Raw genomic sequence first — 15,675 nt, forward strand, 5'->3', positions numbered from 1 at the left:
CCGAGCGGAGAGGCCCCCAGCTCAACTCTGGCGCAGTACGTCGCGGATCATCGAGATCACGGTCCCCACCGCTCCGAGGTTGTAGCCCTCGGGAATCACGATGTCGGCATATCGCTTCGACGGCTCCACGAACTGGAGGTGCATCGGGCGCACCGTCTCGAGGTACTGCGCTCGGACCGACTCGAAAGTACGGCCCCGCTCGTTGATGTCTCGGGCGAGACGGCGCACGATCCGCAGGTCGGCATCGGTGTCGACATACACCTTCAGGTCCATCAGGTCGCGTAGGTCGGGCTCGTAGAGGACCACGATGCCCTCGACCACCACCACCGGCTTCGGCTCCACCGCAACGGTCTCCAGCGCCCGGTTGTGCACGGTGAAGTCGTACACCGGACGCTGAATCGCGTTTCCCTCGAGCAGGCTCTTCAGGTGGCCCACCAGCAGGTCGGTCTCCAGCGAATCGGGGTGGTCGTAGTTGACCTTCGCCCGCTCCTCGAGTGGCAGGTGGGTGAGGTCGCGGTAGTACGCGTCGTGCTGGATGAGGGTGACGCTGTCCTCACCGATCGACCCGACGATCGACTCGGCGATCGTCGTCTTGCCCGATCCCGACCCGCCGGCGATCCCGATGATCAAGGGCCCGGCCGTCGGCCACGACCGCAGCGGAAGAGGAGGCATGGGCAGACAATACCTGCGTGGCCCAGACCGCCACCAGGTGCGTTCTGGGCCTCATTTCTGCTGGACTAGGCGAATGGGACCACCGTTCGCCGAGAGCCTGCCACTCGTCTTCCTGCTCGGAGCCCTCATCGTGATTGCGGTGTTCCTCGCGGCCACGGAGGCCGCGCTGCTCCGGGTGTCGTCGGTCAAGGCAAGGGTTCTCGCGGATGAGGGCGACAAACGGGCGGCGCGAGTAGTCGCCCTCATCGACGATCTCCCCCGCGTGCTGAATTCGGTGCTCCTGGTGGTGTTGCTCACCCAGATCGGGGCAGCGACGTTGGCGGGGGTGATCGCCGATCGGCACTTCGGCAGCCTCGGGGTGACACTGGCTTCGATCGGCCTCACGTTTGTGATGTTCGTGTACTCGGAGGCGATTCCGAAGACGATCGCGGTCCGCCGGCCTCTCTTCGTCGCCCGCCTCGTGGCCGGTCCGGTTCTGTTCCTCATCAGACCGCTGGGGCCGGTGGTGAGCGCCTTGATCTGGTTCGCCGACCTCCAGGCTCCAGGACGGGGAGTCACCACCTCGGCCTCGGTCACCGAGGCGGAGCTCCGGCGCATGGCCGCGGACGCTCAGGAGGCGGGAGAGATCGAAACGTCGGACTTCGAGCTGATCGAGCGGGCATTTCGGGTCGGAGACGCCACGATCGCCGAGGTCGTCGTCCCCCGGACCGCAGTGGTGGCGGTAGCGGCGACGGAATCGATGGCGAGTGCGCTCGACATCGCTCTGGAGTCCGGCCACCGCAGGCTCCCCGTGTACGAGACAACCATCGATGAGATCACCGGAGTGGTGCGGCTCCGAGACCTTGCTGCGGCTGTTGCCGACGGCATCGGCGGAAGCATCGCATCGCTCCAGCAGGCGCCTCTGTTCATACCGGAGACCCGTCGGGTGGTGGATGTCCTCCGCGACATGCAGGAGCAGGGGAACACCATCGCGGTGGTCGTCGACGAACACGGCGGGACGGCGGGCATCGTCACCGTCGAGGACATCGTCGAGGAACTAGTCGGGGCAATCGCCGACAGCGAGGGGGCGATGCCCGAGATCCGCGCCATCGGCCCCGGCCGCTGGGTGGTGCGAGGTTCGGCCGACATCGATGATCTCGAACTCGCATTGGGCACCAAGCTGCCCCGGGGTGATTACCACACCGTGGCCGGGCTCATCTTGGCGACGACCGGCCGCATCCCGCATGCTGGCGAGGAGTTGACGGTCGGGGACCACCACCTGCGGGTGGCCGAGGCGAGCCGCCGCCGCGTTCGGCTGGTCGAGGTCCGAGAAAAGTAGCGGACGGGGCCAGCGGACTGGAGTCAGATCCTGCCGGCGACTGCCTCGCCGATCATGGTGGGGTCGTCGACCACGGTTACCCCGGCGCTCTCCAGCGCCTCCTGCTTGGCGGCGGCGGTTCCGCTCGAACCGCTGATGATCGCCCCAGCGTGACCCATCTTCTTTCCGACGGGGGCGGTGAACCCGGCGATGTAGCCGATGACCGGCTTCGACACGTGATCGCGGATGAACTCTGCGGCCTGCTCCTCGGCGCTACCCCCGATCTCCCCGATCATGACGATCGCCCGGGTCTCGGGGTCCGCCTCGAATCGGGCGAGGACGTCGACGAAGGTAGTCCCCGGCACCGGGTCGCCCCCGATACCCACACACGTCGACTGCCCCAGGCCGCGCATCGTGAGTTCATGGATCGCCTGATAAGTGAGCGTGCCCGATCGCGACACCACCCCGATCGGTCCCGGCATGGTGATCTCGCCGGGCGTGATACCGCAGTTGGCCTTGCCGGGGGAAATGAGCCCGGGACAGTTGGGGCCGATGAGGGGAGTCCGACTGGTCTGTTGGATGTAGTTGTACAACCGGGCCTCATCTTGGGCAGGAATGCCCTCGGTGATCGCGACGATCAGTTCGATCCCTTCCGCCGCAGCAGCCTCGAGGATGCCGTCGGCGGCAAAGGCCGGAGGAACGAAAGTCATCGCGGTGTTGGCGCCGGTGGCGGCGACCGCCTCGGACATCGTGTCGAAGATGGGGACGCCGGCCAGGTCGGTTCCACCCTTGCCGGGAGTCACCCCCGCCACGAGGTTGGTGCCATATGCCTTGTTCCTGAAACCGTGGAAACGGCCCTGGGAGCCGGTGAGGCCCTGGACGACCAGGCGGGTGGATTCGTCGATGTAGATGGACATCAGAGCCTCGCTTCGCTCGGCGGCGATTGGCGATTGGCGATTGGCAATTGGCAATAAGCGGGTCCCGCTTCGCTCGATTGCGAATCGCGAATCGCTGATCGCAGTTCGCAAGAACACCAAGGACCCTCTCGGGTCGGAGGACGGAGACTCATCGGCCGCCTCCGGCCAGGGCTACGGCTTTTTCGGCGGCTTCGCGCATGGTGGCGGCGGGGACGATCATGTCCGAGGCGACGCCGGCGAGCATCTCTCTCGCTTCCTTGGCATTGGTCCCGTCGAGGCGTACCACCAGCGGCCACGGCAGGTCGAGAGTGCCCGCCGCTTCGATGATCCCGCCGGTGACCTGATCACAACGAGTGATCCCCCCGAAGATATTGATGAGCACCACCCGCACCGACGGATCGTGGGTGAGCACCTCGAGGGCATTCTTCATCGTCTCCTCGCCCGCTCCTCCTCCAACGTCGAGGAAGTTGGCGGCCTTGCCGCCGACAAGCGAAACGAGGTCCAGGGTCGACATGACCAGACCTGCTCCGTTGCCGATGATTCCCACCGAGCCTTCCAGCTTGATGAAGTTGAGGCCCTGGGCGCGGGCCATCGCCTCGATCGGATCGACGGTGAACGCCTCGCTGAACACGGCGAACTCGGGATGACGGAAGAAGGCGTTGGAATCGAGAGTGACCTTTGCGTCCAAGGCCACTATCTCGCCGTCGCCGGTAAGGATCAGCGGATTGACCTCGACCAGGTCGCAGTCGAGCGAAACGAATGCCTCGTACAACGACTGCAGCGCCGCCGCCGACTTGCGTGCGGTGGCGCGATCGAACCCGGCCCGATAGACCAGCTCCGAGGCCTGCCAGTTGGTCAGCCCCACCACCGGGTCGATGTGCATCACTACGACTGCCTCGGGCTCCTCCGCCGCCACCGCTTCGATGTCCATGCCCCCTCGCGCCGACACCATCGCGAGGTGCTTGCGGGCGGCTCGGTCCAAGGTGAATGACGCGTAGTACTCGGCGGCGATGTCCGAGGCTTTCTCGACCCACAGGCGATGAACGACGTGACCCTTGATGTCCAGACCAAGGATCTCCTCGGCCCGCGCTTCCGCTTCGTCTGGCCCCTCGGCCAGCTTGATCCCGCCCGCCTTGCCCCTGCCTCCCACCTGCACCTGGGCCTTCACCACCACTCGCCCGCCGAGCTTCTCAGCAGCAGCGCGAGCCTCGGCAGGCGTGGTTGCCACCATTCCCTCGGGCACGTTCACCCCGAGACGGGCGAAAAGCTCCTTGCCTTGATATTCGAAGAGATCCACCGGCGCCCTCTCAGGTCGAGTCGGGAATGTGCTCGTTCACCCAAGTCACGACCGTGGCGAGCGGGGTGCCCGGCGTGAAGATCTCCGCCAGGCCGGCCTTCTTCAGGGCGACGATGTCCTCGCCGGGGATGATCCCACCGCCAAAGACAACGATGTCCCGGGCATCGCGTTCGGCGAGGAGTTCAACCACTCTCGGGAAGAGGGTCATGTGGGCGCCCGAAAGTACCGACAGCCCGATCCCGGCGACGTCCTCCTGGAGGGCGGTCTCCACGATCTGTTCGGGTGTCTGGTGGAGGCCCGAATAGATCACCTCGCAGCCGGCGTCACGCAGCGCCCGGGCGATGACCTTCGCTCCCCGGTCGTGCCCGTCGAGGCCCGGTTTGGCGATGAGGATGCGACGGGGCATAAGGCGCGTGAGGTTAGCCCGAGCAGGAAGGAGCCCCCATGGAGCGGGGATTCAAGAGCCAAGAGCCAAGAGCCAAGAGCCAAGATGATTTCCTGTCTTGATTCTTGATTCTTGATTCTTGACTCTCTCTCACCCATCCACCCTGGTGACCTTCTCGACTCCCTCGAGGCCGCGCAGCCCGACCATCACCGCGTCGGCGTGTGCCGGCTCGACCGTCACCTGAATGCTCGCCCGGTCGACCGCGATCTCATGGATGAACACCTCACCTCCCGGTCCAGCGAGACTCCGAGCCGCGGCCGATGCGTCCGCCACATGCCTCGGGTCATTCATGCGCATGACGATCACCGTCGTCGCCACCCCCCGACGGCCGCGAACCAGCCACTGGGTGAGCCCGACGACATAGAGGACCACCACGGCGACCCCGGTGGCGAGGACCGCCACCTCCCACTCGCCGATGCCGGAGGCCATCCCCACCGCCGCGGCCGACCACAGGCCGGCAGCCGTCGTCAGCCCCCGCACCGTGAAACCATGACGGAAGATGGCGCCCGCACCGAGAAAGCCGATGCCGCTGACCACCTGCGCGGCGACCCGGGCGGGATCCGAGCCATCGAATGCCTCGACGCTGAGGAGGCTGAAGACCCCGGCTCCGAGGCCAACGAGCATGTGGGTGCGAATGCCGGCGGCCTTCTGCGCCACCTCGCGCTCGAAGCCGATGACTCCGGAAAGGGCCGCGGCTGCGATCAGGCGTGCTGCCGCCTCGCCCAGTTCGAGCGTCATGCCGGCTCCAGGGGTGCCCAGGCCAGCAGGAGCCTCTTCTCCCCGGCTTCATCGAACCGGACGGTCGCCTCGGCCCGGTCGCCGAAGCCATCGACGGCGAGCACGGTGCCGAGGCCCCATTGCCGGTGACGAATCCGATCGCCGCGGCTCACGTCCTCGCCACCGAGAGTCGGCCGCGGAGCGGTCGCCTCCCGATCGGCCCGCCTGACCCGCTTGTCCGCTTCGGCCATCAGTTTCGCCGGGATCTCCCCGAGGAATCGGCTCGGCGAGTTGTAGTTCGTCGCCCCAAAGAGGTTCCTGGTGGTGGCGTGGGTGAGGAACAGGCGGCGCTGAGCCCGGGTGATGCCGACGTACGCGAGGCGGCGCTCTTCCTCGAGCTGCACCGGGTCGCCGAGGCTTCGCATGTGGGGAAACACTCCCTCTTCGAGCCCGGCGATGAACACCGCCGGGAATTCCAGGCCCTTGGCGTTGTGGAGGGTCATCATTGTGACAGCCCCCGACTCTGCCAGTGCGTCGACGTCGGATACCAGGGCGATCGACTCCAGGAAGAGCTCGAGGCGGCGCATGCCATCCATCTCATCCCAACGCTCGTCGCCGAGGTCGACCATCGGGCCGGAATCCTCGAATTCGGTGGCCACCGACAACAGCTCCTTCAGGTTCTCTGCCCGGCTGAGCGCCTCGATCGACCCCTCGCGCTCCAGCTCGTCGAGGTAGCCGGTGTCGGCCAGAACGGCCTGCAGCGCCGCGCGGGGACCTTCCGCCGCCGCCCCGACGAGCATGTTCATCACCGCTACGAACTCGGCGATGCTGTTGGCCGCCCGCGCGGTGAGGCGGGCATTGGAACCCGCCCGTGTCAGGGCCTCGTAGAACGAAGTGCCGTCGGACTCCGCCATTCGATCGATGTGGCCCACGGTCGTGTCGCCAATCCCCCGCTTGGGCACATTGATGATCCGCTTCATCGCGACCGGGTCCGCCGGGTTCACGATCGCCTTGAGGTACGCCATCACATCCTTGACCTCGCGGCGGTCGTAGAACTTCGGCCCGCCGATCACTTGATACGGAACCCCGTAGCGGACCAACACCTCTTCGAGAACCCGGGACTGGGCATGCGTGCGATAGAAGATCGCGGCGTCCGCAAGCCGCAGCCCTTCGTCTTCCAGCGTCCCCAGATGCTCCGCGATGAACGCCGCCTCGTCGTGCTCATCCTCGGCCCGGTAGAGGGTGACCGGCTCTCCGGTGCCGAGATCCGTCCACAGGTGCTTGGGTTTGCGCCCCGAGTTGTTGCCGATCACCGAATTGGCCGCGTCGAGGATCGTCTGCGTCGACCGATAGTTGCGGTCGAGCACCACGACCTGCGCATCGGGATAGTCGCGCTCGAACTCGAGGATGTTGCGTATGTCGGCGCCGCGAAATGCGTAGATACTCTGGTCCGAGTCTCCTACCACACAGAGATTGCGATGCTTGCCGGCAAGGAGCTGCACGAGCCGGTACTGGGCGCGGTTCGTGTCCTGGTATTCGTCGACGAGGATGTACCGAAACCGGTCCTGGTAATGCTCGAGCACCTTGGGGAATGCCCCGAACAGCTCGACCGTGATCATCAGCAGGTCGTCGAAGTCCATCGCGGAGGCTTCGAGCAGCCTCCGTTGGTACATCCGGTAGACCTCGGCGACCTTCTGGTGGTATGGCCCTGATCCCTGCTCGGCGAACGACTCGAAATCGACCAACTCGTTCTTTGCGTTGCTGATTACCGCCCGAATCCCCTTGGGAGGGAACCGTTTCGGATCCAGGTCGAGGTCACGCACGCACCATTCCACCAGCCGTCGGGAGTCGAGTTCGTCGTAGATCGTGAACGCCGACTTGTATCCGAGCACGGCGGCGTCCCGGCGGAGAATCCGGACGCACGCAGAGTGAAACGTCGACACCCACATTCCCCGAGACACGCCACCGACCAAGCGGGCGACCCGCTCCTTCATCTCGTTGGCTGCCTTGTTGGTGAAGGTGATGGCGAGCACCGAGTAAGGCGACACCCCGAGGTCCTTGATCAGGTGGGCGACTCGATGGGTGAGGACGCGCGTCTTGCCCGATCCAGCCCCGGCCACCACCAGGACCGGACCCTCCGTGGTGGCCACCGCCTCCCGCTGCGACGGGTTGAGGCCCTCGAAAAGATCGGACTCGGGCATGGCCGAAGTGTAGGACGCACCTCCCCCGAGAATGCCAGCCATGTGATTAGGCCTCGCTTCGCTCGGCCCGCAATTGGCGATTGGCGATTGGCAAGACGGCCTCGCCTCGCTCGGCCCGCAATGCGCGAGGCGCCATGCGCTATGGCCGAGCGCAGCGAGGCCCTATCCGATCAGGTCGTGGATCACTGCGGCGAGGGCGCCCTTGCGCACGTCGTCCTTGTCGAGATATGCGTTGGCGCCAGCCTTGAGGGCGCGGCTCTGATCCTCGGCAGTGGCAGCCCCGGAGAGCATCACGATCGGCGCCTCGATCCCGAGGGCCCGAACGCGCCCGGCCAGGGTGGCACCATCCATGGTCGGAAGCACGTAGTCCATGACGATCGCATCGAACTCCTGCTCGGCCAGCACCGACAGGGCCTCAGTCGGACTGCCGGCGAGGTCGACTTCGAAGCCCGCAGACCCCAGCGCCCCGCCCACCACCTGGCGGGCGCCCCGCGAGTCGTCGATGACCAGGACGCGGCGACGAGGGCCGGCGGTCTTGCGCACGGCGCGCGCCCGCTCGGCGAGGCGGCTCGGGTCGACCAGCACCACGACGTCGCCGCCGCCCAGCATGGCGGCACCGGTCAGATGGGGCACTCCATCGAGAACAGGGCCTAGTTCCCGGGCGGCCACCTGTCGGCGTCCGAGTTCGGCGACGACCATGAACCCCACGGGACCCACCGGGCTCGAGACGACAAGGACCTTGGTGACCTCGGAGGTCTCGCGGAGGCCGACGGCCTCGGCGAATGTGGTCACGGGAACCGTCGAGCCCTGCCACGTCATCTCGGTGCGTTGCGGAGTCTCGACCAACTCGACAGCATCCATGGGGATCCGGTCGAGAACCGCAAGCTCCGGAATCCCCCACGTCTGCCCGGCGGCCACGATGAGCACGGCATCCTGCAGAGCCCGGCTGGTCGGCACGGTGATGGACACCCGGGTGCCCCGGCCGGGCTCCGTCTCGAGGGTCAGGCTCCCATGAAGGGCCTCGACCGCCTCCGCGACCACGGCGAGCCCCTGGCCGTCTCCAACCAGTTCGCTCGGCTGACTCGTCGAGAAGTTGGGAGCGAACAGCAACGACCGGAGTGCCTCGGTGTCGGCGATGTCCCCCTCCGGCAGCAGGCCGCGCCGTACCGCGGCGCGCTGCACCTTGTGCCAGTCGACACCCCGCCCATCGTCCTCGACGACGATCGAAAGGCGATGGTTTGCCGCCTCAGCCCTGAGGGAAATCGTCGCGGTCGGAGGCTTGCCCGCGGCTTGGCGCTCTTCCGGAGACTCCACCCCATGCTCGACCGCGTTGACCAACAGGTGGCGGAGGGCATCCGAGAGCCGCTCGAGCACCTGCCGGTCTGCGGTGTGCTGGTCCCCGACGAGCTCGAGCCGGATCTCCTTGCCGGCTTTGCGCGACACGTACCTGACGAGTTGGGGGAAAGTATTCGTGATCTCGTTGAGCGGCGCCGCCGCCAGATCGACAGCCCTGGTCTGCAGGTCGATCACGGCCTTCTCTGCTCCGGACACCATCGAGCCGAGACGGATGAGTGCGTCCTCGAGGGCTGCTGGATCATCGAGGCTCCGGGTGACGCTCCCCACCCCGGCGACGAGCGCCTCGGCGTCGACCCGTAGGGAACACACCTCGTTGATGAGCCTGAAGAGCTCGGCGGCGTTGACACGGGTGTTCTCGGCGAATGCCCAGGAGTCGAGGCTGCCCAGCAGGCCTCCCAGATCGCCGTAATCGTTGCTCGAGCCTCCGTCGGGGGCGAGTTCGGCGATGGCGAGGCGATCGATGGCCAGGAGGCGGCGCAGGTCGCGCATTCCGGTGGCGAGGCCGGGGGTGCCCGTCGATGGATCGGCGAGGACCGCTTCCTCGAGTTCGCGGGCCAGACGCTCCAGAGGATTGGCGATCGTCACGTCCGCCTCGATCTCACCCTCCCGCAGCGAGCGCCACACGTCTTCGAGCAGCTTGCCTGCGTCGGATACCGCGCTGTAACCCATCATCCGGGCCGTGCCCTTGATGGTGTGCCCCTCGCGCACCATGTCGGCGTAGAGGCTCTCACCGGGCTCGCCCGCGACAAGGCTGGTCGCGCCGGCGATGAGGCGTGCGGACCGTTCCTCAATCTCCCCGGCGAACAGCCTCTGCAGTTCGAGATCGTCGTTGAACGCGGCCAAAAGGTCACCTCGAGGGGGATTCGAATGCCTATTTGCTATCGACTCCGTGGCCTCGGCCCTTGAGCGGCCGCATCGAAATTCCCTCGCGTTCTACCAATTGCCAAGTGGGCCGAACGCAGTGAGGCTTCTGCTACTCCCACTCGATGGTGGCGGGGGGCTTCGAGGTGACGTCGTAGGCGACGCGGTTGATGCCCTCGACCTCATTCACCACCCGCGCCGAGATCCGCTCCAGCACCTCGTAGGGGAGCCGGACCCAATCGGCGGTCATGGCATCCTCGGACGAGACCGCCCGCACGACCAGCGGGTAGGCATAGGTGCGGGTGTCGCCCTGCACCCCCACCGTTTGCAGCGCAGGGAGGATCCCGAACGCCTGCCACACCTGCCGTTCGAGGCCGGCCCGGCGGATCTCCTCGGTGATGATGGCATCGGCCTTGCGGAGAATCTCGAGGCGCTCCCGGGTCACCTCACCGATGATTCGCACTGCCAGACCGGGCCCGGGGAACGGTTGGCGCCACACGACCGACTCCGGCAATCCAAGTTCCTCGCCGATGGCCCGGACCTCATCCTTGAATAGGTCCCGGAGGGGTTCCACCAGCTCGAAGTCCATGTCATCGGGAAGGCCGCCCACGTTGTGATGGCTCTTGATCTTCGCCGCATCCTTGGTGCCCGACTCGATGACATCGGGGTAAAGCGTCCCCTGGACGAGGAAATGGGCCTCCGAGTGCTCCCGGGCGAACTCTTCGAACACCCGGATGAAGGTCTCGCCAATGATGCGCCGCTTCGACTCGGGGTCGGTGACCCCCTCGAGCGCTCCGAGGAACCGGTCGACGGCGTCGACCACCACGAGTTCGGCGTGGAGGCTGCTGTTGAAGGCATCGGCCACCTGTTCGACCTCACCGGAGCGCAGGAGGCCGTGATCGACGAGGACACAGGTGAGGCGGTCACCGATTGCCCGGCGCACGACTGCGGCGGCCACCGCCGAGTCGACGCCGCCCGAAAGAGCGCAGATCGCGTGCTCATCGCCGATTTGCCGGCGGACGGCAGAAACCGCCTGCTCGATGATGCCAACGTTGGTCCAGGTGGGTCGGGCGCCACACACCTCGTAGAGGAACCGTTTGAGGATCTCCTGACCTCGCGGGGTGTGCCCGACCTCAGGGTGAAACTGGACGCCGCACATGCGTCGGTCGAGATCCTCCATGGCCGCCACGGGGGACGATGCGGTGGACGCGGTGACGGTGAAGCCCGGCGGCGGCTTGACCACCGAGTCACGATGGCTCATCCAAACCTGCTGCCGATCCGGGAGCCCGCCCAGCAGTACGCCTTGCCCGGAGGTAGCCAGGTCGGTGCGGCCGAATTCGGCCTCCTGAGTTCGCTCGACGTCACCGCCGAGGGCATGGGCGAGCACCTGATGCCCGTAACAGATGCCCAGAATCGGGATTCCCAACTCGAGAATCCCGTGGTCGATGTCGTATGCGTCGGCGGCGTACACCGAGGCAGGCCCGCCCGAAAGGATGATCCCGGCAGGAGCCCGCGCCGCCACCTCTTCCGCACTGATGTCGCGGGGGACGATCTCGGAAAAGACATGCGCCTCACGGATGCGACGCGCGATGAGTTGGGCGTATTGCGCCCCGAAGTCCACCACCAGCACCCGATCGAATTCGGTGCCAGTCACCCCATGCCGACCCGCTGGTCACGCTGCAGGGACTTGCCCTCGGTCCGCAGCGACGGCGCCACCATGACCTCCGCCTTCTGGAACTCCTTGAGGTCGGCGTAGCCGGTGGTCGCCATCGACACCCGGAGCGCCCCGAAAAGGTTGCGGCGGCCGTCGTTTTCGTGAGCCGGGCCCACCAGAATCTCCTCCAGCGTGCCGAGTTCGCCGACCTCGACCCGGGCCCCGCGCGGCAGGGACGGATGGAATGTGGCCATTCCCCAGTGCATGCCGTGGCCGGGCGCCTCGGAGGCTGCGGCGATGGGGGAACCGAGCATCACGGCGTCGGCGCCACAGGCGATTGCCTTGGCGATGTCGCCGCCGGTGCGCATCCCCCCGTCGGCGATCACGTGCACGTATCGCCCGACCTCGTCGAGATACCGGATGCGGGCTCCAGCGGCATCGGCGATCGCCGTCGCCTGCGGCACGCCGACCCCCAGCACTCCCCGGGTGGTGCAGGCGGCGCCCGGTCCGACGCCGACGAGCACCCCGATCGCTCCGGTGCGCATCAGGTGGAGAGCGGTCGAGAAGGACGCGCAACCGCCGACGATCACCGGCAGATCGAACCCGGCGATGAACTCTTTCAGGTTGAGCGGCTCGGCCCGGGTGGACACATGCTCGGCGGAGACGACGGTCCCCTGGATCACCAGGATGTCGAGCCCTGCCTTGACGGTGAGGGGGGCGTACTCGGCGACCCTCTGCGGCGTGAGGCTGGCGGCGGTGGTGACTCCCTCACGCTTCATCTCGGTGATGCGCTGCCCGATCAAGTCGGGGTTCACCGGCTCGAGATAGATCTCCTGCATCCGGCGGGTGGCCTTCTCCGAGGAGAGCGAAGCGATCTCCTCGAACATCTCCTCAGGATCCTCGTAACGGGTCCACAACCCTTCGAGGTTCAGTACGCCGAGGCCACCCAACTTGCCGATGGTGACCGCGGTCGCCGGGCTGACCGCCGAGTCCATGGCCGAGGCGAGCATCGGGAGAGGGAAGGTGAAAGCGTCCACCTCCCAGGTGATGTCGACATCATCGGGATCGCGGGTGCGCCGGCTGGGGACGATGGCGATGTCATCGAATCCCCAGGCCCGCCTCCCCGTCTTGCCGATCCCGATGTCGATGTCCACGGAAACGAGAGTAGTCAGAGAGTCAAGAGTCAAGAGTCAAGAGTCAAGAGCCAGGGCCGACGGCTACCCCAGCCCAACCCTTGCTCGCACCTTTTGCTGCAGCGCCTCGGCTCTTTCCCGGGCGGTGGCGGCACCTTCGCGAACCGCCCGCTCGACTTCGGCGTCGTCGAGGGTGGCGAACGCCTGGCGGATCGGGGCAAGACCCTCGATGACGGCTTCGGCTACTGCCGTCTTGAACTTGCCGTAGCCGCTCGACCCGTACTCGTCCTCGATGGACGCCGGCGTGCGCTCGGTGAACAGCGACATGATCTCGATGAGGTTGGAGATACCCGGCTTCTCGTCCCAATCGAACCTCACCTCCGAGCCCGAATCGGTGACGGCGGCCTTGAGGCGGGCAGTGATGGTGTCGGGGTCGTCGAGAACCAGGATGCGACTGCGTGGATCCGGGTCTGACTTCGACATCTTCGCCGTCGGATCCTGCAGCGACATCACCCGGGCGCCGTGCTCAGGGATGATCGGCTCCGGGATCGGGAACTCGTCACCGAACCGGAAGTTGAAGCGTTCTGCCAGGTCGCGGCTCAACTCGAGGTGCTGCTTCTGGTCGTCACCCACGGGCACGGCGTCTGCCCGATACAGCAGGATGTCCGCGGCCATCAGCACCGGGTAGGCGAACAGGCCGAACAGGGCCCCTGCGGTCTCGGACTTGTCCTTGTACTGGGTCATTCGCCCCAGCTGGCCCATCCCGGTGATGGTGCCCAGGATCCATGCAAGCTCGAGGTGGTGGGGCACCTCGCTCTGGTAATAGAAGAGTGATCGGGTCGGATCGACGCCGCAGGCGATCAGCACCTTCGCCGCCTCGCGCCGCTCCCGGGCGAACTGCTCGACGTCGTAGCCGACGGTCATGGCGTGGAGGTCGACGATGCAGTACACGCAGTCGTACTCGTCCTGCAACCGCACCCAATTCTGCAGGGCGCCGAGGTAGTTGCCGACATGCACATTCCCCGTCGGCTGAAGCCCGGAAAAGACAGTCTTCTTGCTCACGGCACGTAGGTTAGGAGGTGGCAGGTGGCAGGCGGCAGGCGGTTCCCCTGCGACCTGCTCCCTGCGACCTGCGGCCTTAGGAAGGAGGAAACGGGGCCGCGCACCCACCCGCCGCACGGGGTGCGATCATCTGGGGATGAGTGAGTTCGATGGTGCGCGGGGCGCTGTCTCCGAGCGGGGGCTGGTGGGTGTTGCGTCCGAGCACCTCACCGGAGAAGTGGCGATGCATCTGCCGTTCGAATCGCTGGGTGCCTTCAAGACCGCGCTGAAGCGGTTCTTTTCGAATGCGCCGTGGACCGATGAAGACGCCAGGGGCTTGTCCGATCTGGTCACGCCCCATCTCGACACGGGATGGTGGGAGCACGAACTCGGTGAGGAACTCACCCTCCGTCACGGGGTTCGGGAAGGCCGCTACCGGATCGAGGTGACCGGCGCCGGCGGCACCTCTACCTCGATCTTCGATCGGGCATTCTCGGGGCCGGTGGTTCCGGAACAGACCCCTCACCCGCGCAAGGTCATGTTCCATGTCGGCGGTGATCCCGCCCCTGGCGTATGGCACCGCCGGGGGGAAGAAGTCGACGACCCCCGGGTGGCCACGCTCTTGGAGGACCCCGAAGTCACCGACGTGATGGTGGCCGGCGACTTCGTCACGATCGGCCTGTCGGCCCGAGCCTCGTGGGAGGACCGCCTCGAGGACCTCCTGGCCACGGTGACGGGGCTGTTCTGGAGGGGGCAGTCCACCACCCCCCCGGCGCGCACCCGGGACGAGTTGTTGGACGAGGCGGGACACCTCAAGTCGAGTCGGCCGGAGCATCTCCACCTGATGGACCCCGACTCGCCGGAGCAGCGCGAAATTCTGATCGAGGCGCTGGGATCCACCGATCCACGGACCCGGCGGGCCGCGGTGGTGACCCTGGCATTGTCTGGCGAGCAGCCGGTGGCCGAGGCGGCAGTGGTCACCGGCTTCGCCGATCGATCGCTGATGGTCCGGCGAGCGGCAGTCGACGCCGCGGCCGACCTCGAGGACGAGGCCTTCCGACCCCTCTTCGAGGAGGCACTCTTCGACTCTGATCCATGGATCAGATGGCGGGCGGTGCGGGCGATCGGTGTTATCGGCGTCGACCCGAGCGTCGAGGGTCTGATGCTGGCGGCCGTCGACGAGGACTTCCGCGTTCGATTCGAGGCTGCGGCGGCCCTCCAAGGGAGCCGGGCGTGAGCTTCCCATTCGGGACCGCCCTGAACGTCTTGACGGTGGTCGTCGGCACGGTCATTGGCGCGATGGCGGGTGCCCGTATCCCGGTCCGCATTCGGGAAACCGTGATGATCACCCTCGGCTTGCTGACCGCGGCGATCGGGGTCCGTGAGTTGCTCCCGACCGAGGAGTTCCCACTCGTGCTCGGTGCGGTGCTGCTCGGCGCCGTCATCGGCGAGTTTCTGCGGATCGAGGCGGGCCTCCACTTCCTCGGTGATGCGCTGCAGCGGCGCTTCGGTGGTGGCGACCAGCCGCTCGAGATCGCCGTGCCCGCAACCACGGTGCCTGCCCCGCACCGGGCCAGGTTCAGCGAGGGATTCGTGATCGCCTCGCTCGTCTTCTGCGTAGGGCCCCTCACCATCGTCGGATCGATCCAGGACGGTCTGGGCGACCACGAACTGCTCATCGTCAAGGCGGGGCTCGATGGGTTCGCCGCCATCGCCTTCGCCGCCATCTATGGGTGGGGTGTGATCCTTTCGGCCATCACCGTGGTGGTGATTCAGGGTGGGATCGCACTGGCCTCGGGCTCGCTCGAGAGCCTGTTCACCGACCCGATGCTCGATGCCCTCGGAGCCGCCGGCGGGGTGCTCCTCCTCGGGATCGCACTGCGCCTGCTGGATCTCCGCCAGGTGCGAGTGGCGAACATGCTGCCAGCCATTGTGCTGGCTCCGCTGTTTGTGAAGTGGTGGGGTTGAGACAGCCCCGGCCACGGCCCCAGCCCCAGCCAAACCGTGGCGGCCAGCGTTCGCCAGGTGACCCAAGGCCGATGGCGCCCGCCCGGCCAGCCGGAGACTGGCCCAAGGCCGATGGC

13 protein-coding genes are annotated in these 15,675 nt (G+C 66.7%); 3 read left to right on the top strand and 10 right to left on the bottom strand.

What is annotated here, in order from left to right; all coding sequences use genetic code 11:
• Positions 1-21: 21 nt before the first annotated feature.
• Complete coding sequence (gene udk, locus WD184_08295; GenBank protein ID MEX0826730.1) at positions 22-672, bottom strand: uridine kinase; 651 nt, start codon at positions 670-672, stop codon at positions 22-24.
• A gap of 73 nt (positions 673-745) precedes the next feature.
• Between udk and WD184_08300 the strand changes: the two genes are divergently transcribed.
• A complete protein-coding gene (locus WD184_08300) occupies positions 746-1,990 on the top strand; it encodes a hemolysin family protein (GenBank protein MEX0826731.1) in 1,245 nt (414 codons plus the stop codon).
• A 23-nt stretch (positions 1,991-2,013) separates the two neighbouring features.
• Here WD184_08300 and sucD read toward each other — a convergent pair whose 3' ends face one another.
• The 9 genes from sucD to trpS all read right to left on the bottom strand — a co-directional run bounded on the left by sucD (position 2,014) and on the right by trpS (position 13,612).
• Entirely contained in the window at positions 2,014-2,886 is an 873-nt protein-coding gene (sucD, locus tag WD184_08305) for a succinate--CoA ligase subunit alpha (protein MEX0826732.1), read from the bottom strand.
• Positions 2,887-3,034: 148 nt separating this feature from the next.
• The gene (sucC, locus tag WD184_08310; protein MEX0826733.1) at positions 3,035-4,183 is read right to left on the bottom strand and encodes an ADP-forming succinate--CoA ligase subunit beta; all 1,149 of its coding nucleotides are present in this window, start codon (positions 4,181-4,183) and stop codon (positions 3,035-3,037) included.
• Between the two features lie 10 nt (positions 4,184-4,193).
• On the bottom strand, positions 4,194-4,589 hold the full coding sequence (locus WD184_08315) for a cobalamin B12-binding domain-containing protein (GenBank protein ID MEX0826734.1): 396 nt from the start codon (positions 4,587-4,589) through the stop codon (positions 4,194-4,196).
• Positions 4,590-4,718: 129 nt separating this feature from the next.
• Positions 4,719-5,366: an MgtC/SapB family protein gene (locus WD184_08320; GenBank protein MEX0826735.1), complete on the bottom strand. Its 648-nt coding sequence runs from the start codon at positions 5,364-5,366 to the stop codon at positions 4,719-4,721.
• Positions 5,363-7,546: a DNA helicase PcrA gene (pcrA, locus tag WD184_08325; protein MEX0826736.1), complete on the bottom strand. Its 2,184-nt coding sequence runs from the start codon at positions 7,544-7,546 to the stop codon at positions 5,363-5,365. The genes WD184_08320 and pcrA overlap by 4 nt, the downstream gene beginning before the upstream one ends.
• A gap of 162 nt (positions 7,547-7,708) precedes the next feature.
• Positions 7,709-9,745, bottom strand: coding sequence for a response regulator (locus tag WD184_08330; GenBank protein ID MEX0826737.1), 2,037 nt, complete (start codon positions 9,743-9,745; stop codon positions 7,709-7,711).
• Between the two features lie 130 nt (positions 9,746-9,875).
• The gene (gene guaA, locus WD184_08335) at positions 9,876-11,417 is read right to left on the bottom strand and encodes a glutamine-hydrolyzing GMP synthase (GenBank protein ID MEX0826738.1); all 1,542 of its coding nucleotides are present in this window, start codon (positions 11,415-11,417) and stop codon (positions 9,876-9,878) included.
• Positions 11,414-12,571: a GuaB3 family IMP dehydrogenase-related protein gene (locus WD184_08340; protein MEX0826739.1), complete on the bottom strand. Its 1,158-nt coding sequence runs from the start codon at positions 12,569-12,571 to the stop codon at positions 11,414-11,416. Before WD184_08340 ends, guaA begins: the two co-directional genes overlap by 4 nt.
• 63 nt (positions 12,572-12,634) lie before the next feature.
• Positions 12,635-13,612 (bottom strand): tryptophan--tRNA ligase, encoded by a 978-nt coding sequence (gene trpS, locus WD184_08345; protein ID MEX0826740.1) that lies wholly within the window; start codon positions 13,610-13,612, stop codon positions 12,635-12,637.
• 136 nt (positions 13,613-13,748) lie between these two features.
• Between trpS and WD184_08350 the strand changes: the two genes are divergently transcribed.
• Positions 13,749-14,828 carry a HEAT repeat domain-containing protein gene (locus tag WD184_08350; GenBank protein MEX0826741.1) on the top strand — a complete coding sequence of 360 codons (1,080 nt, stop codon included), beginning with the start codon at positions 13,749-13,751 and terminating at the stop codon, positions 14,826-14,828.
• Positions 14,825-15,559, top strand: coding sequence for a DUF554 domain-containing protein (locus WD184_08355; protein ID MEX0826742.1), 735 nt, complete (start codon positions 14,825-14,827; stop codon positions 15,557-15,559). Before WD184_08350 ends, WD184_08355 begins: the two co-directional genes overlap by 4 nt.
• Positions 15,560-15,675 lie beyond the last annotated feature (116 nt).

The sequence above is a fragment of the Acidimicrobiia bacterium genome (assembly GCA_040878325.1).
Classification (GTDB): domain Bacteria; phylum Actinomycetota; class Acidimicrobiia; order Spongiisociales; family UBA11373; genus JAUYIV01.

Excerpts from the sequence above, each read along its gene's own strand:
- sucD (MEX0826732.1), bottom strand. The coding sequence starts at position 2,886 with ATGTCCATCTACATCGACGAATCCACCCGCCTGGTCGTCCAGGGCCTC.
- WD184_08315 (MEX0826734.1), bottom strand. The coding sequence starts at position 4,589 with ATGCCCCGTCGCATCCTCATCGCCAAACCGGGCCTCGACGGGCACGAC.
- WD184_08350 (MEX0826741.1), top strand. The coding sequence starts at position 13,749 with ATGAGTGAGTTCGATGGTGCGCGGGGCGCTGTCTCCGAGCGGGGGCTG.
- WD184_08300 (MEX0826731.1), top strand. The coding sequence starts at position 746 with ATGGGACCACCGTTCGCCGAGAGCCTGCCACTCGTCTTCCTGCTCGGA.
- WD184_08320 (MEX0826735.1), bottom strand. The coding sequence starts at position 5,366 with ATGACGCTCGAACTGGGCGAGGCGGCAGCACGCCTGATCGCAGCCGCG.
- udk (MEX0826730.1), bottom strand. The coding sequence starts at position 672 with ATGCCTCCTCTTCCGCTGCGGTCGTGGCCGACGGCCGGGCCCTTGATC.
- pcrA (MEX0826736.1), bottom strand. The coding sequence starts at position 7,546 with ATGCCCGAGTCCGATCTTTTCGAGGGCCTCAACCCGTCGCAGCGGGAG.